A 22,283-nucleotide genomic window follows, 5' to 3' on the forward strand; every position below is an offset into this window, starting at 1 on the left:
CTCTTTCCTCCCGGTAGTGCTTCAACTCTGACGACATTCAGTCTAGATAGGTTGAAACAGTTGTCAACGTTTAATTACAGATGTAAATATACTCGATATTGAAACCGTGGAATCAGCGATTTGTCCCGTACATTCTAACGGTCGCTATCTTTCCGTGCAGGACAAGCGCTGCTACACCAAAGCAGACAGGCAGAGGGTCCGCCTGGCGAGGCCCGGTTGGCAAATGAGGTTCTGAGGATGAACGGAAAGCCTTTGTTGAACGGTCCAGCTGCGCTCTCTGAAGAACAGATGCAGATGCGCGTTGTCTGGCAATATTTCATGGAAGGTCGCACACAGGGAGAAATCGCGCAGGCCTTCTCCACCAATCGCCTGCGCATCAACAAGATTATCGCCGAGGCGCGCCGGTCGGGGCTGGTGACGATCACGTTGAACTCGCGACTGGTGTCATGCGTAGAATTGGAGCGACAGCTCGTCGCCGATTTTTCTTTGCGCCACGCCAGTATCGTGCCGACGCCCGACAATCCTGATCTGGTGCCGGTGCTGGTGGGACAGGCGACCGCCGATTATCTCGTAGACCAGCTGAACACCACCGACATATCGGGGATCGGCGTGGGTTGGGGCGCGACATTGCGCGAGATGGTGCGTCACATGCCTAAGCTGAAACGGCCCGATGTTTCCGTCAATTCCGTCTTCGGCGGTCTCACGCACGGCATCGAGATCAACACCTTCGATATTGCGAGTGATCTGGCGCGACAGCTCAATGCGCAATGCGCTTATCTCGCCGCGCCGATTTACGCTGGCAGCCCCCAATCTCGCGACGCCATTGTCAGTCAGGACGTGTTCGAAAGCGCTTTTGAGCGGATCAGGAAGAACGACATCATCCTTGTCAGTATTGGCGACTTGACGATGCGTTCGCTGCTAATCCGCTACGGATTGCCGAGTGACGTTTCGTTGGATGAACTGATTGCAGCTGGTGCCTGCGGCGATATCGTCGCGCAGTTTATTGACCGGAATGGTAAGCCCATCGACCATCCGATCAACCGGCGCGCCATAGCGCCGTCATTCGAGACCCTAAAAAGCGTGCCGACTGTGGTGTTCGCGTCGGGCGGGCTTAACAAGGCAGAAGCGCTTGCTGCCGCGCTGCTCTCCGGCACCGGCAATGTACTCATTTGCGACGAGGAAACCGCGCGCCGTGCTCGGCAGATTGCGCTTGATGCATTAGGTGTTTAAGGCGAGTAGCCAGATCAGCTACCTTCCAAACTGTGCTGTGAGACGCTTATCATCTTTAGCGATAAATAGCTCTCCTCATCGCTGGCCGCTTTTCTCCAATCAGCGGAAACCATCAATCCAGCTTGGAAATCGCCAAATGCGAGCGATTTTTGGACATCAAGGGGAAAGATAACTACCGCATCAGGCTCCAAAAGCCATGCTTTCGACCATGCACCTTTTTCAGATCCGCAACGTAGTCATCATGCGTTTTGAACTCTGCGAACTCTTCTATCTGATGTGCCAGAGACGCACATTCCATGAGATGTCGCGCGGCGTGCTTGTAACGACTGGAGCGAGCATAATTGAGTGTAAAGTCGATCATGGCACGCAGAAGGAGGGTCGCTGCCAGTGGATATTTTGCGCTTAGCACTTCTGCTGCAGGAGAGAGCAATTCGTAACGATCACCATCTAGTCCGGCGGCTCGGTGCATTACCAATTTGGCTGCTTCGGCAGGAGAAGGATAGTTCAAAAAGAGTATTAATGCCTGCTGGACATCGGGATGGGTCTGAGCGTATGCAAATGCCTTTTCCTCAGCCTCCACATCGTCAAAATCCGGTAATCGGCGCACAAATTCCTTCAGCATCTCGTCATCGAGAGACTGTTCAAAGCATTGCCAGCGAAACTGTTGTGCTTCTTCACCACGACCGAGCATTTCAAGAGCGTCGGCTCGTGTCGCCTGCCAATCGTAGGGAACTTGATACCGCTCACCGATTTGTGCCTTGTCAAGGATTCTCAAAGCTTCCTCGGCTCGCCCTGCCGAAACCAGCCTCCTGCCGATCTCTGTCGCTACTGTGGGGACAATATGCGTGTGCTCGGCATGCTGAGCGATATACAGATCCACGTCACCTAACGCGTCAGCGATTTGCTGCAAGGACACTTTTGCTGTGAAGAATGCGCTACTCGCATAGACATCGTCACGATAAACAGGCTCGTTTGAGCTCAGCCCTGTCAGTTGTCTGCTTTCGTTGGTTCGTTTCGTGTCGCGTGTCTTCGTTCCGCCTTCGAATAGCTGCTGCAATTGCCGCAGCCCTTCTTCGCCAAGGGCCGGTACCATGGATGGGATCAATCTGTCGAATTGACTGTAGCCATTGTTATTCTGGAGTGCTGCATAAATTCGCCCGACAAGGCTCTCCGTGGAAATCTTGACCTGTCCAGCTATCCGTCCTGCGTCATCAATTGCCTGATGAAAGCTTTCGGTGAGCAATCCGCTACCGTCATGTGTGCGTTCGTAAATAGAATCTCCTAACAACAAAAACTGCCATATGAGTTCGAAAGCCTCATCGGGATTCGTCGGAGCTATTTTTTCGACGATTGTTTTACGCTGGGTTTCCAGATCGGATTTGACCGTCTTGACTTTCTGCCAGTCGATCCAACTCTTGGCGCGAGCGATACTGCTGAGACGTTTGCGAACCTCCCTGGCCAATTCTTCCCCGCTAGAGTTACCAGCAAGTTCCATTCGAAGACGTCGCTTGTGGTTGGCATTTCCGGTACTAATTGCGATCAGCAGTTCAGCCAGTTTCTCTACGCCGAGTGCTTCGAGATTTTTTGCATTGAGCGTCGTTTTGGATGCCATGAAATAAAAGCCATTCGATTAATGCATAGCTGAAATCTGAATAGCGGACTGAACAGGTTTTCACCAGCATGATTAACGGCTTCTTGCCTGATTTGGAGAGTGCTCGTCTTGAATGTGAGAGCTGATGGGCAGAGGAAGAGATCCAGTTCGCGATTGACAAAGGCTCGTTGAGGCAACTGTTTGTCGTGATCTCCAGCCAAGACGCGAAAGCAATGGCAATAGGAACGAGATGATGAATAGTGACACGAGTAAGTTCCGGTCTGCTGTAAAAACAATGAGCTTGGAAGTGCTGGAAGGCTAGTTCGAATCGGCGGATGCCCCTTTAGAGTGCATGCAATTAACTAATCTTGATGGCTTCTTGACGAGAATAGCTGTTGGCCACGACGAGATTCCGATAGGCGAATGGCTATCAGAGGTCTGGGGCGAGGATCCTGAATTCGTCGATGATGAGGAGAAATCTGCGGCCACCCAAGCCATCATCAATCTCTATAATGAGATTGTCAGTCAGCTAGCGGAGGGGCTTGCTGAACCCATATTAATGCACATTGCAGAAACCGATGAGTTTATAGCTGACGGTTGGGTGAAAGGCTTTATGCGTGCGATTGCCTTGCGGTCGTGCCGATGGGAAAAGATGATGGGATCTGAAGCTGGTGTGCTTCTGGCTCCGGTCGTGATGCTGACTGACATAGACACATTTACTGATGGGGCAGATCTGGGATTTGACGATTTTTGCGGATCGAAGAGGATGCGATCTATGCGCTGCCTGACGTGATGGTTGCCATCGCTGATTACTGGAGTATGTCGGCAACCGAACGTGGTGAATTAACCTCTGAACTGAGAGCGATATTGAAAAGTCGGACGCAATGATCCTTGTCGATGTGGATCGGGCAAGAAATTCAAGAAATGTTGCGGTGCTCGCGGTTGAATAAACATGTATTCGGCTTGGGCCAGATTCCATGGAAGAAAAGTTGGTCATCAGGTTATATTTGTTTCACAAGATGCTCGCATCATCTCAATGTGTATCGTTGGGGCGATTGTTGAAAGGTTGGTCCGACCATTGAGCACCGCGATCCAGCCTGAAGAAGAGGCGGAGCTAAAAACCAATCTCGTTCAGGTTTGTTTGAGATTTGCCGTTCAGTTTGCCAGATGGCCATGGCACCTATCGCTTAGTTCGCCACGAAAGGTCATGACAGGGGAGCGTGGCCCCCGAGCAGAGATGAAGATCACGCTTTTGTATCGTTGCGATTTGCCGCTTTAACCGGACGGGAGGAAACTTTAAATGAAACGCAGTTTTGCGGCCTTTATCGTTTGACGAACCGGTTGACTTCCGCAGCCTCGTCCATTTCCTTTCGCCGGAAATAGATGGCGCGCCCACAGCGGATTGGACTGTGTCCCTGTACAATGATGATCTGCTCGTCTTTGCGCATCGACTGAGTAATTTCGTGCGGCATGATCAGGGAGCGGCGCTGTAAATTCAGGTTCTCAGATTTCCGCGAAGCGCTGTTTTTTGCATCCCAGCCGATATTGCGTGAACTGCTTTTCACTTCCACCGTCATTTCACCACATTGCGCCGAGACGTTTCGAGCGGTGTCGAGCGCCTTGATCGCGGCGTAGCTTGCGAAGGCGCATCCATCGATCCATGAGAGGGCACCGTCTTTGCCGAAATGTCGTTCAAGCTGGCCAACGGACTGGTACATCAACATCATGCTGATGCCGTATTTGCGTCCGCGATCGCGTGCTTCTTCCAACACGCGCATGTAGCCAAGCAGATCGACCTCATCGAGCATGAAGAGGGCACGGCGCTCAAATGCACCATCGGCCTCGATCATTGCATTGATCAGGGAGCCGATGATCACTCGCCCGATCCCCGGATAGGAACGCAGGATCGATGCGGGGATATTCAGAAATACGTCCTTCTTGCCGGTCGCGATTTCGGCGGATTTGAAACTGTCACCGCAGACAAGCGCCGCGTAATTGTCCAGTGACAGCCACTGGGTATCTTTTGAGGCGGTGGAATAGACGCCGGAGAAGGTCTGTTCGGTCATATTGACGAAAACGCCGAGCGTTTCGCGAATGAAGGTGGACCCAGAATGTTCCTGAACGTCACGGAGCATGGCAAGCACAGACGTTTCAGGTTCCGAAACGATCTGGCGCAGGCTACGTAGATTACGCCGTCCGGAAAACTCCGGCGACAACATCACATGGGCAAGGAGCCCGGTCAGGAGATTGTGCGCCTGGTTCTGGAAAAACGAACCGGTAGAGCTTTCGAAGCGAACGCTTTCCGACAAAAGCATATGGGCTATTCCAACAATGTCCTCCTCTTTCTTCGTGGAGGTCTCAATACCGTCAAGGACGTTGAAGCCCATGATCGGATTGGTTGGATCAAGCACCATCACGTCGCGCTGAAGTTTGTTGCGGCGATGTTCGATGACCATCGGGGCGACTTCGGTTGAGGGATCAAGGCAGATGATCGGGCCGATATAGCGCAGCGCTGTCGGCACGACGTTACTCGTCGTCTTGTAGCCGCCTGATCCGGCAAAGAAGAGCATATGCGTTGAATCGAAATCCTGCTTGTAGGTAAGAAGCGGTGCCTTGCCGCCGCGTCCCCATGTGGCTGGGTCATTTGGATCGAATGGTAGTTTATGAACGAGCTCCTTGTCGACGCGATAACGTTCGCCAACGACGATTTCGCCATCTTCCGGGAATAGTCGTGCTAGCGCCCGCATTGGCAGCCAGTCTGCATCGCCGAAGCTTGCGCGCCGGGCCCGCTTTATCTGTTCAGGCACGACACTGGAAATGCGTGCTGATACAGCCGCGGCAATAAAGCCAATGACAGCGCTGACGACCGCGATCATATCAAGGTATGACAGCGCCTGGTCCCAACTCAATGCCCGGCTTTCCACGAAGGGGGAAAGACGGGTAATTTCGCGCAATGCGTAGAAGCCAGTTATCAGCAGGAAGCAGGCAAGACTTGCCAGCGCGATTGGTTTCCGCTGATGCAATGGCAACATCCAGACAGTCAGGAGCCCGGCAAGTGGGCCGCATATAAGGGCTGGTACAGGAGACGCTCGCAAAACCCAGTATTGCGGTTTCCCTGATAAGCCAGCGGCCAATTCCGGCCAACGCCAGTTGGCAATATAGAATGCTAAACTGGAAACAGCGATTGGCACCAGGACGAGCAATTGGCTTGGATGCGGTTTTGCGCCAGTCGTCATTGCGCAGCATCCGGCTCTTCTTGCCAATGAGGATCTGATGCTTTTGCGCGGAAAGCCATTTCACCGCGATTGCGCAAGCGCTGAAACTCAGCCGTATCCGGTAAAAGTCGTGCCAGTTCCAGCAAGCCACCTAGTAGGAATGCCCGGTCTGCCGTCGACAGACCGGCACGAACGACAATTTCGCCGAGTAGGTATTTTTTGCGAAGGTCTTTCTTGCGTTTAACTGACACGAGGAACCTCCGTCGACGCTCCAGTCCCACCATTTGTCTTTCTATGCGACGCAGCGGATGCGCCACCGCTGTTCCCTTTTTTCCTTTCGCGAAATCGTGTCGTAATTTCACTAATGATTTGATCGATCTCCGTATCGGCGATGTCCATTTCCGCCAAACCGGATTTCGTGGCTGCACGCGCAAAGCGCTCGGCGGACTTTACCAGTAGTTCTTTTCTACGTTCGTGCAGCTTCTCGATTTGCGTGTCGATATCAAGAATAGAATTTTTGCCTGCCATCTATCGGGTTCCTTCCCATTTCACCGCTTTGCCCCTTGTTTATTTAACTGTGTATAAAAAGATAGTTAAATATGTTATAAAGCGCAAGTGTGCAACTATTTGTGCGGTAAGGGCTGTTTTAACTGTCTAAAAATCGATGTCGATCAAAGCTCGTGTGCCGAGATACGACATTCTTTGGAGGTCTGGAGGAGTGTCATGGCGATCATGTTCGTCAGAGCGAAGGTGATCAGCAGAGGGGCGGGGCGCAGTATTGTCTCGGCTGCTGCCTATCGCCATCGTGCACGGATGATGGACGAGCAGGCGGGAACTTCATTTAGCTATCGTGGCGGGGCTGATGAACTCAAGCATGAGGAACTGGCGCTTCCCGATGAGATCCCTAACTGGCTGACGACAGCCATTGAAGGAAAGACGGTCGCCGCGGCAAGCGAGGTTTTGTGGAATGCGGTCGACGCTTTTGAGAAGCGGGTCGACGCACAGCTTGCCCGTGAACTTGTTATTGCGCTGCCGGAGGAACTGACACGTGCAGAAAACATTGCGCTCGTCCGCGAATTTATCAGGGAAAATCTGACCGCAAAGGGCATGGTTGCCGACTGGGTCTATCACGACAGGGACAGCAATCCGCATATCCATCTGATGATGACGTTGAGACCGCTGACGGAACAAGGGTTTGGCAGCAAGATGGTGGCGGTATCTGGACCCGACGGCAAGCCGTTGCGGGTGATCAAGCCCGATCGTCCGAACGGTGCTATCGTTTACTCACGCTGGGCCGGTGACAAGGAGACGATGAAGGAGTGGAAGATTGCCTGGGCAGAAACGACCAATCGGCATTTGGCGCTTGCTGGCCATGACATTCGTCTTGACGGACGCTCTTATGCCGAACAGGGGCTCGATGGGATCGCGCAAAAGCATCTTGGACCGGAGAAGGCTGCTTTGGCGCGCAAGAATATGGAGATGTATTTCGCGCCGGCCGATCTTGTTCGCCGCCAGGAAATGGCAGATCGGCTTCTTTTAGAGCCTGAACTTCTTTTAAAGCAGCTTGAGCGCGAACGTTCCACTTTCAACGAACGCGACATCGCCAGAGCGTTACATCGTTATGTTGATGATCCAGTCGATTTTGCCAGTATCCGCACACGGGTGATGGTGTCCAATAATCTGGTGTTGTTAAGGCCTCAGCAAGTTGACCGGCAAACTGGTAAGGTGGCGCAACCGGCTGTCTTTACGTCGCAAGAGATCTTGCGCACAGAATTTGACATGGTTGGCTCGGCGGAGGTTTTGTCCAAGCGAACCGGCTTCAGGATCGCTGACAAACAAAGGGCGTCGGCGGTGGGGGCCGTCGAAACGGCTGATCCTGAAAAGCCTTTCAGACTTGAGCAGGAGCAGATTGACGCTGTCCATCATGTCACCGGTGACAGCGCTATTGCCACCATTGTTGGTCTTGCCGGAGCGGGCAAATCGACGCTTCTTTCCGCTGCACGTATTGCGTGGGAAAGCGGACATCATCGCGTTTTGGGTGCGGCACTTGCTGGCAAGGCAGCCGAGGGATTGGAGGAAAGTTCGGGTATCAAATCGCGAACTCTTGCCGCATGGGAACTTGCCTGGGCGAACGAACGCGATTTACTGAAACGCGGCGATGTTTTTGTCATAGAAGAGGCAGGAATGGTGCCGTCGCAGCAGATGGCCCGTGTGTTGGAGGCAGCAAAGGATGCCGGAGCAAAAGTCGTCCTTGTCGGTGACCCGATGCAGCTTCAACCAATTCAGGCCGGGGCAGCGTTCCGCGCTATTGCTGAGCGGATAGGTTCTGCAGAACTTGCTGGTGTTCGTCGCCAGCGCGAAGGATGGGCACGCGACGCCTCACATCTGTTTGCACGCGGTGAAGTCGAAAAAGGTCTTGATGCATATGTAAAGCATGGACACCTTGTCGAAGCGCGAACCCACGACGAGATTATCGGCCGTCTGGTTTCAGATTGGGCAGATGCACGCCGCTCGTTTCTCCAGCAATCAAAGGGAGAGGAAAGTGCATTTTCATATTGTGACAAATTGCTCGTGCTTGCCCATACCAACAAGGATGTAAGGCGCCTCAACGCAGCTCTTCGTGAAGAAATGAAGAAGGAAAGTGCGTTGACGGTGCCGCGGGAATTCCGAACTGAACGTGGTATGCGGGAATTTGCTGTTGGTGACCGGATCATCTTCCTCGAAAATTCCAGGTTTGTTGAAAAGCGGGCAACCGGGCTTGGCCCACAATATGTCAAGAATGGTTTGCTTGGTACTGTCGTTTCCACCGGCGGCAGACATGATGATCCGCTGCTTTCCGTCCGTCTCGATAACGGCCGCGACGTTATTTTAAGCGAGGATAGCTATCGAAATATTGATTATGGCTATGCCGCAACCATCCATAAAGCGCAAGGAACGACTGTCGAGCGGACCTTCGTGCTTGCCACCGGCATGATGGATCAGCATCTGACCTATGTGGCGATGACGCGACATCGGGATCGGACAGATCTTTATGCAGCACGTGAGGATTTTGAGCTCAAACCGGAATGGGGTGGGAAATCGCGTATTGACCATGCGGCCGGCGTTACTGGGGAATTGGTTGAGACCGGCATGGCAAAGTTCCGGCCGCAGGACGATGATGTTGACGAAAGCCCTTATGCCGACGTGAAGACTGATGACGGAATTGTGCATCGGCTGTGGGGCGTCAGCTTGCCCAAGGCGTTGTCCGACGCAGGCGTATCGGAAGGCGATACTGTTCTTTTGAAAAAAGACGGTGTTGAAATCGTCAAGGTCACAATTCCGGTCCTCAACACGGAAACGGGAAAGAAAACTTACGAGGAAAGGCAGGTGGAGCGAAACGTCTGGACGGCAAAGCAGATCGAAACCGCAGCCATGCGTCTTGAGCGCATTGAGCGCGAAAGCCATCGCCCGGAACTCTTTGCGCAGTTGGTTGAACGTCTTGGCCGTTCAGGCGCAAAAACCACAACGCTCGATTTCGAGAACGAGGCCGACTATCAGGCGCATGTTCGCGACTTTGCCCGCAGGCGCGGTATCAACACAATTTCCGGGATGGCTGCAGACATAGAAGATAAGGTGGCGCGCCAATGGTCATGGATTGTGGAAAAGCGTGAGCAGGTGGCAAAACTTTGGGAGCGAGCAAATGTCGCGCTTGGCTTTACAATCGAGCATGAGAAAAATGTCTCCTATGATGAAGAGCGATCTGAAAAGCGTGCGGCCGACAACCCCATCGAGCGGGCCTATCTTATTCCACCGACAACCCGATTTGTCCGTAGCATAGAGGACGATGCCAGGCGTGCTCAGCTCAGTTCAGGTGGCTGGAAGAAGCAAGAGGCGGTCCTCCGGCCGTTTTTGGAAAAGATCTATCGTGATCCCGATAGCGCTTTGGTCACATTGAATGGACTTGCATCGGATGTCAGCGTCGAACCGCGTCGGCTTGCCGATAATCTGCAGCATCTTGGCCATCTGCGTGGATCGGGTCGCCTGATCGACGATCGTATTGCCCGAAATGACCGCAAGGCTGCACTCAGTGCACTGTCGGAATTCGTCCCCCTGGTGCGAGCCCATGCGACAGAATTCCGACGTCAGGCCGAGCACTTCAAAAATCGCGAAGAAAAACGTCGTTCATATATGACCTTATCTATCCCGGCACTCTCGAAGCCGGCAATGGCCCGCCTCACCGAGATTGAAAACGTGCGAGAACACGGTGGACCGGATGCCTACAAGATTGCTTTTGCTTATGCCGTCGAAGATCGTTTGCTGGTTCAGGAGGTAAAGGCAGTAAATGAGGCGCTGACGGCTCGCTTCGGCCGGACTGCTTTTACTAAAAATGTCGATGCCGTCGGCGAACGCAACATGATTGAACGCATGCCAGAGGATTTTGATTCCGGTAAACGCGATAAACTGACCGATCTGTTTGGAGCCATACGCCGATTTTGCGACGAACAGAAACTTGCTGAACGGCAAGACCGTTCGCAGGTGGTTGCCGCCGCCAGCGTGGAGCCGGGGAAGAAAACGAGAGCCTTGTTGCCCATGCTTGCTGCTGTGACGGAGTTTAGAATACCAGTTGAAGATGAGGCTCGGGCGAGGGCGCGCGACGTTGCACACTATCGTCATGATCGAGCAGCCTTGGTTGAAATAGCCAAACACATCTGGCGTGACCCGGCTAGCGCTGTCGACCAGATCGAGGTTCTTATCTTGAAGGGTTTTCCTGGCGAGCGGATTGCTAGAGCCATCGCGAATGAACCCTCAGCCTATGGTGCAATTCGCGGATCTGATCGTATCATGGATAGACTGTTGGCAATCGGTCGCGAGCGACGAAACGCCCTTAAGGCCGTGAGTGATGCGGAAAGTCAGATCCGGTCACTTGGTTCGTCTTATAGGACGGCGCTTGAAAACCAGATCAAATCAATCACCGAGGAACGTCGACGCATGGCAATCGCCATTCCGGGCATGTCGTCAGCTGCCGAAAATGCATTGCGTAAGCTTATAGATGCCACGAAGACGACGGGCGCCAAACCCAATGTTGCCGCCAACTCGCTTGATGCCGTCATCTATCAAGAGTTTGAACGGGTTAGCCGGGCGCTTGACCTTAGATTCGGACGTGATGCGATTTTGCGTGGGGAGAAAACGGTCATCAACCATGTCTCGTCAGCACAGCGTCCAGATTTTGAGGCAATGCGGAACAGGTTAAAAATTCTTCAGCAAACCGTTCGCAAGCAGGCGCGCGACAAGATAATTGTGCAGCGCCGACAGCGCAGCATCAAGCAGGTACAGAGCATCGACCGATAAACTCGACTTAAATGAGATGGAACAAGAATGGATAAAACCTGCGATAGTCCCTTCAGTCATATGTTTGTAACGGACGCATGCGCTCAAAACTGCAGGACTATGTCGCTTGTGCGTGGTATTGTTGACGAATGGAGATAGATGAGGACAAAATCGATGACGTGGTTCTGGCCCTGCTGTGGCTGACGCTCCACAACGAGCGTTGCGCCTGGAAGGGGTTTGACTGGTCAACGACGGATCGGTTGCATGACAAAGGCCTGATCTGTGATCCGGTAAACAAGTCGAAGTCATTGATCTTGACGGATGAAGGTCTGCGCCGTTCAGAAGAACTGTTTCGCCAGCTCTTTACGCGGTGAACGTCGGTATTTTGCCATCGTATTCAAACCGACATTCAGGATTTGCAGCGTATTCTTCAGCCCCATTTGCAACTGGATCCTCAATGGTTTTGCTAAGCTATGAGAAGTTGACGGCGGCTTGATCATGATGGGCGCAACCGCACCATTCAAGGGTTTGGTATGTCGTTTATGCGCCTGATTTGCAAGTGCATCGCATAATTCGTTACCGTCCCACAGACCAACGACGTCATCGGGCGGGAAGTTTATTCGCTTCGATGAGCAACGGCCTTTCGCTCTGACTGCAGGGGACATGCGCTCGTCTAGACGCTGTATTCCCAGCCGTCTCCAAAGCTACCAAGATACTTGAACGATTTCGCGCGGGTGTCCTGAGCTGTCGACAGCAACGAGAAACTGCGAGTTTCTAGCGGACCAATCCCCATTGTTCGTCCGGCAAACCAAAGCCGAAATCGCGCATTTGGAATTCATAAAGGTGGCTATTGGTCCAACCTATCGCGGCGTGCAACATTTCGTACAACAGACGGTATTATAGTCCCTGTGAAAGAAAGAGCCAGGCGACTTCAGGTCTTGGGCATCTTTTCACGAGCGAAGCGCTCAATGGAAAAATCGAGAAAGACACGGAGTTTAGGGGCCGTGTGCTAACGTGTGGGATAAAAAGACAAGATACGTAAACTCGGCGGCCTCTCAATTTGCCAGTGCCGATCCGGTTGTGCTCTTTCATTCTCGGTGCACTCAGTATTGACACCAAGCGCTGTGGTTGACGCCATCGGCATGGAAGCCGATCTGACTGGTGTTACGTGTATGGCAAGGAGTGCTTGGGCACGCAAATGGCTACCCATCTGTGTTGCCGCTCACCTTTACGGCGTGGCAGTTGACTGCGGTGGTGTTCTGCTGCTTCCAATTGTCGTAGTTGTTGGTGGCTCCATACCCGCTCCGACGCATTTCAATCTCATGAGGTTCATCTGGCGCGGTCTGGTCGGCTGAAATCTGACTACGTTCTCTGGCTTCGCGAGATTGGGTGCCTAGCATTTCCGGTTGTTTCTGCACTTCTTTTCATCGGTCCTCTGAGGGCGGTACCCCTCGGCTGGATGTTGCTCGGGCGGTCACTAACGATGTTGCAGATTGTCGGTATCACTAACTTTTTTCGGTAGCATCTGGCTCATCCAACATTCAAGCTGATGTGTTTCTTTAAACAACGAGTGCGTGAATGAGTGCCGCCCGACAAATTCCGGGAGATCCTGAAAAAGCCGTCTGACGGCTATGGGATATTCGTGACTACACTGGACGACATAGACCAGCTTCTGCCTGTCAAGTTAAACTTACTCCTTCAAAAAGAGGAAAGACATCAAAAAATCTGCTCCGCATAATATTCAATTCATAAGATGTCGGAGGAAATTCAATGCATTCTTCGCAATCATTCGCTTACGATAGGATTTTTTCTCCTTTGCTTGGAGCTTCCCGATTGACAACTGTTGGAACCGGGCGCGCGATAGCTCATCATGGCGAGATATTGCAGGGAGTTTTCCCTGATGAAGCTGGACATCTCCATAGGGGGTTGATCACATTACCATGTTCAGCGTTCGAATCCGTTATAACTTTTTGGCCCGAAGATGGTGGCGAGCTCTGCACTCGCCCCACAGGCATGAATAAAGCTGCTCGTGCGGCACGGCTGACATTCGAGTTATTGGGGCAGAAAAAATGCGGTGGGTGCCTTACGATTGAAACGAATGTTCCGGTCAGTCTAGGGTTTGGATCATCAACTGCAGATGTTGTTGCGACGATTCGAGCAGTTGCTGCTGCTATGGGCGTGGAACTGCGCAGAACAGTTATATGCCGCCTTGCGGTTGCAGCCGAAACAGCCAGCGACTCTATCGTATTCGGCGAACAGGCTGTACTTTTCGCCCACAGGGAAGGCCGCGTGATAGAATACCTTCCCGGTGAGTTTCCATCTCTGATCGTCGTGGGGTTCATATCGCCGAATGATAAGCCCGTCGACACACTTACATATGTGCCAGCTCACTATGATAGATCTGAAATTGAAAGTTTTCGCGTCTTGCGCGGCCTTGCTAGGAAGGCAATTCTTGAACAGAATGTCGTTCTACTCGGCCACGTCGCAACAGCAAGTGCTCGAATAAATCAACGTTATCTTCCAAAGCGACATTTCGAGGAGCTTCTCCAAATAGCGGCCTATTGCGACGCTCTTGGTGTGCAAGTCGCTCATAGTGGTAATCTAATGGGGCTCTTGCTCGATGCCAGCGATCCGAACGTAACGGAAAAGGTCGCTGCCGCGTTTAAAAAAGCTGCAGAGCAGGGATTTATGAGCATTCATCAGTTCGCGGTGAACGTCGATGTGCAGCCGCTCCGGGTGGCGTTATGAACTTAACGTCTTTTCTTCACGGTTACGAGACGCCTCAAATAATCGAGCTGAGCCCGAATTTCTATGCGGCCCAGTTTCGCTTGATGAAGCTGTTACCGGCCCACTACATCTTGGATCGCGCAGAAGAAAACAAGCTAATAAAGGCTGGCGGAGATATCGTGGAGACAAGCTCGGGAACCTTTGCGCTCGCATTGGCTATGTTGTCCGCAGTTCGTGGTTATCATCTTACAATTGTCAGCTCTACAAGCCTTATGGATCGTGGTTTTAAAACCCGATTGGAACAACTCGGCACTGCAGTGAGGCTGGTTGAGGACCCGGGGGGAACAGGCAACCAGGAGGGTCGTCTTTCAGAACTACACCGTGTGCTTGAAGACAAGCCGGATACGTTCTGGCCGAAACAATACGACAATCCTGATAATCCTGCAGCCTATTCGCGTCTGGCGGAAGTCATTGTGGATCGTCTGGGGCAAGTTGATTGTCTGGTCGGCTGTGTTGGATCTGGGGGATCGCTCTGTGGCGCAACACGATATCTTCGTCGAGTTTATCCTCAATTGCGTGCGATAGCGGTTGACACGAACAATAGCGTTTTGTTTGGGCAGAAAGCTGGCCCGCGCTTATTGAGGGGGCTTGGAAACAGTATCGTGCCGGAGAACCTTGATCACTGTTTGGTTGATGATGTTCATTGGGTGGGTGCTCTACAAGCCTTTGCTGAAACTCGCCGATTGTATCGTAAATGTGCCCTCTATGTTGGTCCTACCAGCGGTGCTGCTGCTCTTGTGGGAAGTTGGTACGCAAAAAAAACTCCCAATAAGAAAATTGTCGCCATCATGGCTGATGAGGGCTATCGCTACCAGCCGACAGTCTATGCCGATAAATGGCTGAAAAACCTGCCGGGATGGCCGACGGTTATAAAACTAGAGCCTACGCAGATTACGGAAGTTAAGTCAGAGGGCGAGGAAGCCTGGACTTATATGAACTGGGCGCGACGAAAAATGCATAGCTGAAACTTCCTCCCTTTTCAAAGGCGCGAAGTAAGCGCCGTCTCCGCCCCATTGGATTGGCTGTATTTTGAGGCTGGCCGGGCGTGCAAGAAGGTTTCCAGGACTATCTGGAGATTTGCATGGCAGATGATGGATTTGTTGGGCGCTACGAAGTTGTCGAGCCGCGCCGCGGAAACCGGCGTTGGCCAGATGATGTGAAGGCGCGGATCGTGGCGGAAAGCCTTGAGCCTGGTGTTCGTGTTGTTGATGTCGCGCGCCGTCATGACGTTGTTCCGCACCAGCTTTCCTTGTGGCGCCGGCAAGTGCGCGAGGGCATTCTGACGCTGCCTTTTGAGTCTATGCCGGGCCTGTCGGAGAGCGGCGATGCCGAGCCTGCGTTTGTGCCTTTGGCGATTGCGGCAGAGCCGAGCGAGGCGGTGAATGTTTTGGCGCCGCCGAAACTGCGGGAGGCGGTTTCGTCAGTCTTGACGCTCACGATCGACCCGGACGTTGTGATGCGGGTTCCCGGCGATGTGCCGGTTGAACGTGTGGCCGCTCTGGTGCGCGCCATGCGAGGGACGGCATGATCGTCGCGGGCCAACGACTGCCGATCCTGATTGCAACGCGGCCGGTGGACTTCCGCTGCGGGCATCAGGCGCTGGCTCTGATGGTGCAGACCGAGTTGAAGCTCGACCCGCATTCCGGGGTTACGGTGATCTTCCGGTCGAAGCGCGGTGATCGTCTCAAAATCCTGGTGTGGGATGGCACCGGAATGGTGCCGACCTACAAAATTCTTGAACATGGAAGCTTTGCCTGGCCCAAGGTGCAGGATGGGACGATGCGTCTTTCCAGGGGGCAATACGAAGCGTTATTCGAGGGGCTCGACTGGCGGCGAGTCATGGCGCAACGGGTGAGCGCGCCGTCGGCGGCAGGGTGAATATCCCGCTGCCTTTGCATTGTTTTATTTGGATTTTTTGTGCTGTCTTGCTATAAGACCGCATGTCGTCGCCCCTTGATCTCAGCCTGTTTCCGGACCTTTCGCCAGAGGTGGTGAAGGCGTTTGCGGCGATGCAGTTCGAACTGTCGGTCGAGCGTGCTGCACGTCAGCACGAGCAGGCTGTGGTTGCCGAAAAGGACGCCTTCATCGCCGAGCTGAAGGAACTGGTCGAGAAGCTTGAAGGTCAGGTTCACGACTATCGGCGCACGAAGTTCGGGCCGAAATCGGAAAAGCTCGATCCGGCGCAGATGGAACTGGCGCTGGAAGACCTTGAAACGGCAATCGCCGAAACACAGGCGCGGATTGCCGCCGTCGAGAAAAAGATCGAAGCCAGCGCATCCGATCCGGAAAAAGTCGCTCCTCGCAAGGAGCGTAAGGCCCGGGCGCTGCCCGAACACCTGCCGCGGGTCGAGAGAGTGATCGAGCCCGAGAGCATCGTTTGTCCCTGCGGTTGCGGCAACATGGTCCGGATCGGCGAGGATCGGACGGAACGGCTCGACCGGATTCCGGCGCGCTACGAGGTGATCGTCACGATCCGCCCGAAATACGCATGCCCCAAGGGTCGAACGGGCGTCATCCAGGCCAGAGCGCCAGCGCATCTGCTGGAAGGGAACTGGCCGACGGAAGCCCTTCTGGCTGAGATTGTCGTCTCCAAGCATTCCGAACATATGCCGCTCAACCGGCAGGCCGAGGTCATGGCGCGACACGGGGTGCCGATAGACCGCACGGTCCTGGCCGATTGGGTGGGGCGCACGGGCAGCGAAATCGCACCGGTGGTCGACCACATGGCCAAACGGCTGCTGTGGGAAAGCACGCGGCTCTATGTCGATGAGACCACGGTTCCGGTGTTGGATCCGGGGCGGGGCAAGACGAAGACCGGCTATCTATGGGCCGTGTTGCGTGACGATCGCGGCTGGAATGGCTCCGCGCCGTCGGGCGTGGTGTTCCATTATCGACCTGGGCGTAAAGGAGAATATGCCGCTGAAATCCTCGACGGGTTTAACGGGACAATCCAGGTGGATGCCTACGGTGGTTACTCTCACCTCGCCACGTCGGACCGGGTGGGTGGCGATCCCTTTAAGCTGGCTTTCTGTTGGGCGCACGGGCGCAGAAAGCTGATCAAGGCCACGCCAAAGAGTGGATCGCCCATCGTCGACGAGGCGCTGGTGCAGATTGCCGCGCTCTACAAGATCGAAGACAGTATCCGGGGCTCAGATCCCGAATATCGCCGGGCAGTTCGACAGGACCTGTCCCTCCCGCTGGTGGACGAGTTCTTCACCTGGCTGGCAGCGCAAGCCAAGCGCGTCTCACGCAAGTCTGACCTCGGAAAAGCCCTGGCCTATATGCTGACGCGGCAGGACGGCTTCCGGCTGTTCCTGGACGACGGCCACGTCGATATCGATTCCAACCTGGTGGAAAACGCGATCCGCCGACCCGCCATGAACCGCCGCAACGCGCTCTTTGCGGGTCACGATGAAGGGGGCCGCAATTGGGCCCGGTTTGCCAGCCTGATCGGCACTTGTAAAATGAACGGCGTTGAGCCCTACGCCTATCTGTGCGATCTCTTCACCCGCCTCGCAAACGGCCACCTCGCCAAGGACATCGATGCCCTGATGCCATGGGCCTATGCCGCCCGCATCAAGGCCTCACAATGAGCTCGTCAGGTACTCTTCGGTGAGCTCATTTGACCGCCGAGGATCGGCCTCAGATCGCTGCAATTGAAAAATCAATGGGGCGTGAACGCCGCATACGGCGCGAACGGAAACGACACTAATCGAGAGGCGTCGCGCCAGTTCGGCTTGTGTCCAATTTAGAGCGTTTCCCTGCCTGATTGAATCAGCAGGCTTTGCAAATCAGTTACTTTCTGATTCAAGCTATCTGCCGATGGAGGTCGGCAGATATGTCGCGAGCCCTTTCCATTGATCTTCGAATACGTGTAGTTGCTGCCGTTGATGGCGGTGCATCGCATCGAGAGGCTGCTGAGCGTTTCGGTGTAAGCGCAGCCAGCGTTAGCCGTTGGCGTAACCTTCAACTCCAGCAGGGAAATGTTCGACCCGGTCCACTGGGCGGCGACCGCAATTCTCACAAGACAGAAGCTCATGCTGATCAGATCATGATCTGGCTCGCCGAACACAGGGACGGTACTCTCTTCGAACTTCGCAGTGATTTGGCCGCCCAAGGCATCATAATCAGCAAGTCGGCACTGCACCGCTTTCTTGTCCGGCACGAACAAACGCGTAAAAAAAGACTGGCCATGCTGTAGAGCAAAGCCGTCCAGACGTTCTGGAAAAGCGGCAATGCTGGTTCGAGGAGCAACTTGATCTCGATCCAGAGCGGCTCGTGTTCATCGATGAGACCTGGACAGCGACCAATATGGCCCGTAGTCATGGGCGGTGCCGCAAGGGTGAGCGGTTGCGAATGGGTTTTCCTCACGGCCATCGCAAAACGACCACGTTGGTTGCGGGGCTGCGCAATACGGGAATGGTCGCGCCACTTGTCATCGACGGCCCCATCAACGGTGATTGGTTCGAGGCGTATGTCGCTCAGGTGTTGGTTCCAACATTGAAACCAGGTGATATTGTCATCCTCGATAATCTGTCCAGCCACAAACGACCGGCAGCAAGAGAATTGATCGAGGCGGTCGGCGCGACAATGATGTTCCTTCCACCTTACAGTCCAGACTTCAACCCGATCGAAAAGGCCTTCTCCAAGCTGAAGGCGCTTTTACGAAAGGCTGCCGAGAGAACAGTCAATGGGCTTTGGGATCGCATCGGTCAGATGGTTGAACTCATCGAACCGCAAGAGGCTCAGAATTACTTCAACTCGTGCGGATATGATCCAACTTGAAAGGGAAACGCTCTAATAAGCCTCTCGCGGCGCGGCATTGTGCATTTGTGATGAACACTGTTGGTGCTCATTCTATTGATTGGACGCGATTGATGCTCGTCGATGAGCGATGTAGTTGGCAAAAAAATAGAGACAACTGATGGCAGTTATATTAGAGTGAACATAAGGCAGTGACGCGCTGCCTTGGGGCGTGCAAACCTCTGTTAGCGGTTGGTGTTGGCCGTTACAACATCACACTCCTTGACCTTCTGGTCGGGGAGCCTGTGGCGTATGCAACAGGCCTCCGGCTAAAGGCCACAGGGCCGCCTAACACGGTTTGCAACTCCCCGATCACCAAGGGGTCAATGAGCATTGAGCGGGGGCGTACCGCAAATGCTTCAATTGGAAATCGTGACAATGGCTAATATCGAACATGAAATCGAATATAGCTTCGCCCTTTATACGTACACTTACGGTGATGATCCTAATCAATCCGCGGGACAGTTCTACAGTTCGCAGGCAGAAGCGCGAGAGGATCTGGTAACCTTCCGCGCGTCGTTGATTAGAGACGATGATAGAGACCAACTGTTGCCCGATATGAAGATCATTGAACTGCGTACATGTCCAATAAACCAAAGGGCACTCGTAGAACTTTTCAATGGAATGAATGGAGATTTGGGCGGCTTCATTCGGTCTCGCAGGATTGTGGAAGTTATCACCGAGCCGCAACTTGAACATGAGTAAACGATTTCGTTACGCTGCGTACGAATGGATACGGTCTCGAATTCTGACCAGTAGTTTTTATTTTGAAGTGAATTAGCCGTGAAGCGCCTTAAGCAGTAGAAGTTTGGCGCTTCGGTCAAGTCATACATCGCAATAGCAGGTCGTCTCAGGCAACCGCACCCAGTAAGGGTTTACCATGGGTGAGGCCATTCACCTTATCGACGATCCCACGCGCGTCGATACCAAAATGGCTGTAAAGGTCGCCAATCGTTCCTGTCTGACCGAAATGCTCGACCCCGAGCGGAATCGTCTTATGACCGGTAACCGAACCGAGCCAGGACAGGGTCGCGGGATGCCCATCGATAACGGTAACGAATTTGCAGTGTGGGGGGACATCGTTCATCAGTTTTTCGACGTGGCACTCAGCTTGCGTGAGACCCCGGGCACGCGCGCGTTGTGCGGCGGTCCAGCCCGCATGAAGCCGGTCGGCAGATGTAACTGCCAACACGCCGATATCGCGCCGCCCTTCACCGATGATGCCAGCAGCCTTGATAGCCTCGGGCGCGATCACACCCTGGTAGGCGATGACCACGTCGCAATTCGGTCCAGGTTCACGCAGCCAATAGGCACCGTCAATCGCGCCTTGTCGGAATCGATCATCGATCCGCTTGGTCGGCTGCTCGATCGGATTGGTTGAAAGGCGCAGATAGACCGACCCACCGGTTTCGTCTCTAAGCCAGGTCCGTTCATCGGGATCGCCGCTTCCGTCGCGCTGCATATAGTCGAATGCCCAGTTCATAATAACAGCAAGTTCGTCGGCGAAAGCTGGCTCGAAAGCAGCAAGCCCATCCTGCGACATCCCGATGAGTGGAGATCCAATCGATTGGTGCGCGCCACCTTCAGGCGCCAATGTCACACCGGAAGGCGTTCCCACGATGATGAATCGTGCATCCTGATAGCAGGCGTAATTCAAGGCATCCAAGCCGCGCCCTACGAATGGGTCGTAGACAGTTCCGATCGGTAGAAGGCGCTTGCCGAAAAGAGAGTGTGAAAGGCCTGCCGCGCCCAACAGCAGGAAGAGATTCATTTCCGCAATGCCGAGTTCAATATGCTGGCCAGCCGGGGTGAATTCCCATTTTGCGGTTGAAGGTATTTTATGATCGATGAAAGTATCAGGGCGCTTTTCGCGGGCAAACAGTTTGCGCCGGTTGACCCATGGCCCAAGGTTGGTCGTTCCTGTAACATCGGGTGACATCGTTACAATTCGCGCGGCTAGTTCCGAGTCTGTTTTCGACAATTCGTCCAGGATTTTGCCAAAAGCCATCTGTGTCGAGATTTCTCGCTCGGCGCTTGTCGGGATCGCTGGTACCACAATGGGAGCGTCGTGGTAACGTCGCCGACCATTGGCAAAAAATGGCACTGTGTCTAGAAGCGTCTGCAACTGCTGCGGATCCTCGACCGTTGCCCATCGATCCCATTCCTGCCCTTCAGGAACGCCCATATGCGTTTGCCATTCAGCCATCTGGGCCTTTGTCATAAGGCCGCCGTGATTGTCCTTATGTCCGGCGATCGGGGTGCCCCATCCTTTGATAGTATATGCTAGAAAGCACACCGGTCGGTCATGATCGATCTCGGCAAATGTCCCGGCCATGGTGCTCACGCAATTGCCGCCGAGATTTTCCATAAGTTCGGCGAGTTCGACGTCGTTGCGCTTTTCGATCAGAGCGGTGACATCCCCCTGATCGCCGAGATCGTCCATGAGACGCCTGCGCCAGACGGCTCCGCCCATGAAGGTCAGCGCCGAATAAAGCTGATTTGGGCAATTGTCGATCCATTCTCGGAGCCGCTCCCCACCGGGTTCCTCGAAGGCCGCGCGTTGCAATGCGCCATATTTGATCCTGATAACGTCCCAGCCGAAAGCGTTGAAAATGTCTTCGATCCGTCGAAACAAGCCTTCCTGAACGATGCCGTCGAGTGATTGCCGGTTGTAGTCGATGATCCACCAAGTGTTGCGCAAGCCGTGTTTCCAACCCTCCTGCAGGCATTCATAGACATTGCCTTCATCGAGTTCGGCATCTCCGACCAATGCGATCATCCGGCTAAGGCATAAGTCTTTGCTCCAGTTCTTCGATGTAATGTAGTCCTGAATCATGGAAGCAAAGGACGTGATCGCGACACCGAGGCCGACAGAGCCAGTCGAGAAATCAACGTCATCGATGTCTTTGGTGCGGCTGGGATAGCTTTGTGCCCCATGGAACCCCCGAAAGTTTTCCATTTTCTCTCGCGTCTGGTTGCCCATCAGATACTGGATGGCATGAAAAACAGGTGAGGCGTGGGGTTTGACGGCAACGCGGTCCTGCGGGCGCAGTGCGGAGAAATAAAGCGCCGTCATAATTGATACCAGAGAAGCGGACGACGCCTGATGCCCGCCAACCTTGATCCCGTCCTCCTTTGGACGGATGTGGTTGGCATGATGAATCATCCAGTGTGACAGCCATAAAAGCCGTTGTTCGATCGTCTTGAGATGTTCATGCTGCATATTGATTGGGCCTCTCGCGTTGTAGTCGCATATGATTGGCTCGCAGAATTCGGGCCGCGTCAATATGCTGTTAAAGTGATCAAGCGTTCGGAGATCGATGGCGGCGCGACGGTTTGACGTCGTAGCT

17 protein-coding genes and 2 pseudogenes are annotated in these 22,283 nt (G+C 53.8%); 13 read left to right on the top strand and 6 right to left on the bottom strand.

Features of this window, described 5'->3' with window-relative positions; translation table 11 throughout:
• Positions 1-237 precede the first annotated feature (237 nt).
• Complete coding sequence (locus ABWW28_RS08465) at positions 238-1,230, top strand: sugar-binding transcriptional regulator (protein ID WP_353390748.1); 993 nt, start codon at positions 238-240, stop codon at positions 1,228-1,230.
• Positions 1,231-1,402: 172 nt separating this feature from the next.
• On the opposite strand, the gene ABWW28_RS08470 is transcribed toward ABWW28_RS08465, so the two are convergent.
• Positions 1,403-2,842: a DUF6880 family protein gene (locus ABWW28_RS08470; protein ID WP_353390750.1), complete on the bottom strand. Its 1,440-nt coding sequence runs from the start codon at positions 2,840-2,842 to the stop codon at positions 1,403-1,405.
• Between the two features lie 316 nt (positions 2,843-3,158).
• Here ABWW28_RS08470 and ABWW28_RS08475 point away from each other — a divergent pair.
• Both ABWW28_RS08475 and ABWW28_RS08480 read left to right on the top strand, forming a co-directional pair.
• Positions 3,159-3,614, top strand: a pseudogene (locus ABWW28_RS08475) (UPF0149 family protein); the annotation flags it as partial.
• Positions 3,615-3,701: 87 nt separating this feature from the next.
• Positions 3,702-3,767, top strand: a pseudogene (locus tag ABWW28_RS08480) (SEC-C metal-binding domain-containing protein); the annotation flags it as partial.
• A 376-nt stretch (positions 3,768-4,143) separates the two neighbouring features.
• Here ABWW28_RS08480 and traG read toward each other — a convergent pair.
• Genes traG through ABWW28_RS08495 form a run of 3 tightly spaced genes read right to left on the bottom strand, consistent with a single transcriptional unit; the run spans position 4,144 to position 6,564 of the window.
• Positions 4,144-6,057 carry a Ti-type conjugative transfer system protein TraG gene (traG, locus tag ABWW28_RS08485; protein ID WP_353390752.1) on the bottom strand — a complete coding sequence of 638 codons (1,914 nt, stop codon included), beginning with the start codon at positions 6,055-6,057 and terminating at the stop codon, positions 4,144-4,146.
• Entirely contained in the window at positions 6,054-6,287 is a 234-nt protein-coding gene (locus ABWW28_RS08490; RefSeq protein WP_012090906.1) for a conjugal transfer protein TraD, read from the bottom strand. Before ABWW28_RS08490 ends, traG begins: the two co-directional genes overlap by 4 nt.
• The gene (locus ABWW28_RS08495) at positions 6,277-6,564 is read right to left on the bottom strand and encodes a TraC family protein (RefSeq protein WP_012090907.1); all 288 of its coding nucleotides are present in this window, start codon (positions 6,562-6,564) and stop codon (positions 6,277-6,279) included. Before ABWW28_RS08495 ends, ABWW28_RS08490 begins: the two co-directional genes overlap by 11 nt.
• 195 nt (positions 6,565-6,759) lie before the next feature.
• Here ABWW28_RS08495 and traA point away from each other — a divergent pair, with 195 nt between their 5' ends.
• Both traA and ABWW28_RS08505 read left to right on the top strand, forming a co-directional pair.
• Complete coding sequence (gene traA, locus ABWW28_RS08500; protein ID WP_353390754.1) at positions 6,760-11,364, top strand: Ti-type conjugative transfer relaxase TraA; 4,605 nt, start codon at positions 6,760-6,762, stop codon at positions 11,362-11,364.
• Between the two features lie 128 nt (positions 11,365-11,492).
• Positions 11,493-11,717 carry a DUF6429 family protein gene (locus ABWW28_RS08505; protein ID WP_012090909.1) on the top strand — a complete coding sequence of 75 codons (225 nt, stop codon included), beginning with the start codon at positions 11,493-11,495 and terminating at the stop codon, positions 11,715-11,717.
• Here ABWW28_RS08505 and ABWW28_RS08510 read toward each other — a convergent pair.
• The gene (locus ABWW28_RS08510) at positions 11,682-12,008 is read right to left on the bottom strand and encodes a hypothetical protein (protein WP_143851060.1); all 327 of its coding nucleotides are present in this window, start codon (positions 12,006-12,008) and stop codon (positions 11,682-11,684) included. The two genes, ABWW28_RS08505 and ABWW28_RS08510, sit on opposite strands and share 36 nt — an antisense overlap.
• A gap of 444 nt (positions 12,009-12,452) precedes the next feature.
• On the opposite strand from ABWW28_RS08510, the gene ABWW28_RS08515 reads away from it, so the two are divergent.
• From ABWW28_RS08515 to ABWW28_RS08550, 8 genes are all read left to right on the top strand, one after another.
• A complete protein-coding gene (locus ABWW28_RS08515; RefSeq protein WP_143851059.1) occupies positions 12,453-12,698 on the top strand; it encodes a hypothetical protein in 246 nt (81 codons plus the stop codon).
• 415 nt (positions 12,699-13,113) lie between these two features.
• Positions 13,114-14,091 (top strand): GHMP family kinase ATP-binding protein, encoded by a 978-nt coding sequence (locus tag ABWW28_RS08520; protein ID WP_012090910.1) that lies wholly within the window; start codon positions 13,114-13,116, stop codon positions 14,089-14,091.
• Positions 14,088-15,095, top strand: coding sequence for a PLP-dependent cysteine synthase family protein (locus ABWW28_RS08525; protein ID WP_012090911.1), 1,008 nt, complete (start codon positions 14,088-14,090; stop codon positions 15,093-15,095). Before ABWW28_RS08520 ends, ABWW28_RS08525 begins: the two co-directional genes overlap by 4 nt.
• A 116-nt stretch (positions 15,096-15,211) precedes the next feature.
• Positions 15,212-15,658 (top strand): IS66-like element accessory protein TnpA, encoded by a 447-nt coding sequence (gene tnpA / locus ABWW28_RS08530; protein WP_353390757.1) that lies wholly within the window; start codon positions 15,212-15,214, stop codon positions 15,656-15,658.
• Positions 15,655-16,008, top strand: coding sequence for an IS66 family insertion sequence element accessory protein TnpB (gene tnpB / locus ABWW28_RS08535; protein WP_353390759.1), 354 nt, complete (start codon positions 15,655-15,657; stop codon positions 16,006-16,008). The genes tnpA and tnpB overlap by 4 nt, the downstream gene beginning before the upstream one ends.
• 62 nt (positions 16,009-16,070) lie before the next feature.
• Complete coding sequence (gene tnpC, locus ABWW28_RS08540) at positions 16,071-17,723, top strand: IS66 family transposase (RefSeq protein ID WP_353390761.1); 1,653 nt, start codon at positions 16,071-16,073, stop codon at positions 17,721-17,723.
• A 245-nt stretch (positions 17,724-17,968) separates the two neighbouring features.
• Positions 17,969-18,915 (top strand): IS630 family transposase gene (locus ABWW28_RS08545; RefSeq protein ID WP_011982578.1). Its coding sequence is split into 2 segments (ribosomal slippage): positions 17,969-18,308 and positions 18,308-18,915, totalling 948 coding nucleotides; the frame shifts between segments, so codons are not numbered across the junction.
• A 396-nt stretch (positions 18,916-19,311) separates the two neighbouring features.
• Entirely contained in the window at positions 19,312-19,638 is a 327-nt protein-coding gene (locus ABWW28_RS08550; RefSeq protein ID WP_040129701.1) for a hypothetical protein, read from the top strand.
• 145 nt (positions 19,639-19,783) lie between these two features.
• On the opposite strand, the gene ABWW28_RS08555 is transcribed toward ABWW28_RS08550, so the two are convergent.
• Positions 19,784-22,156: a thiamine pyrophosphate-binding protein gene (locus ABWW28_RS08555; RefSeq protein ID WP_012090916.1), complete on the bottom strand. Its 2,373-nt coding sequence runs from the start codon at positions 22,154-22,156 to the stop codon at positions 19,784-19,786.
• Between the last annotated feature and the right edge of the window lie 127 nt (positions 22,157-22,283).

The organism is Brucella sp. NBRC 14130 (assembly GCF_040371715.1).
Lineage (GTDB): Bacteria > Pseudomonadota > Alphaproteobacteria > Rhizobiales > Rhizobiaceae > Brucella > Brucella intermedia.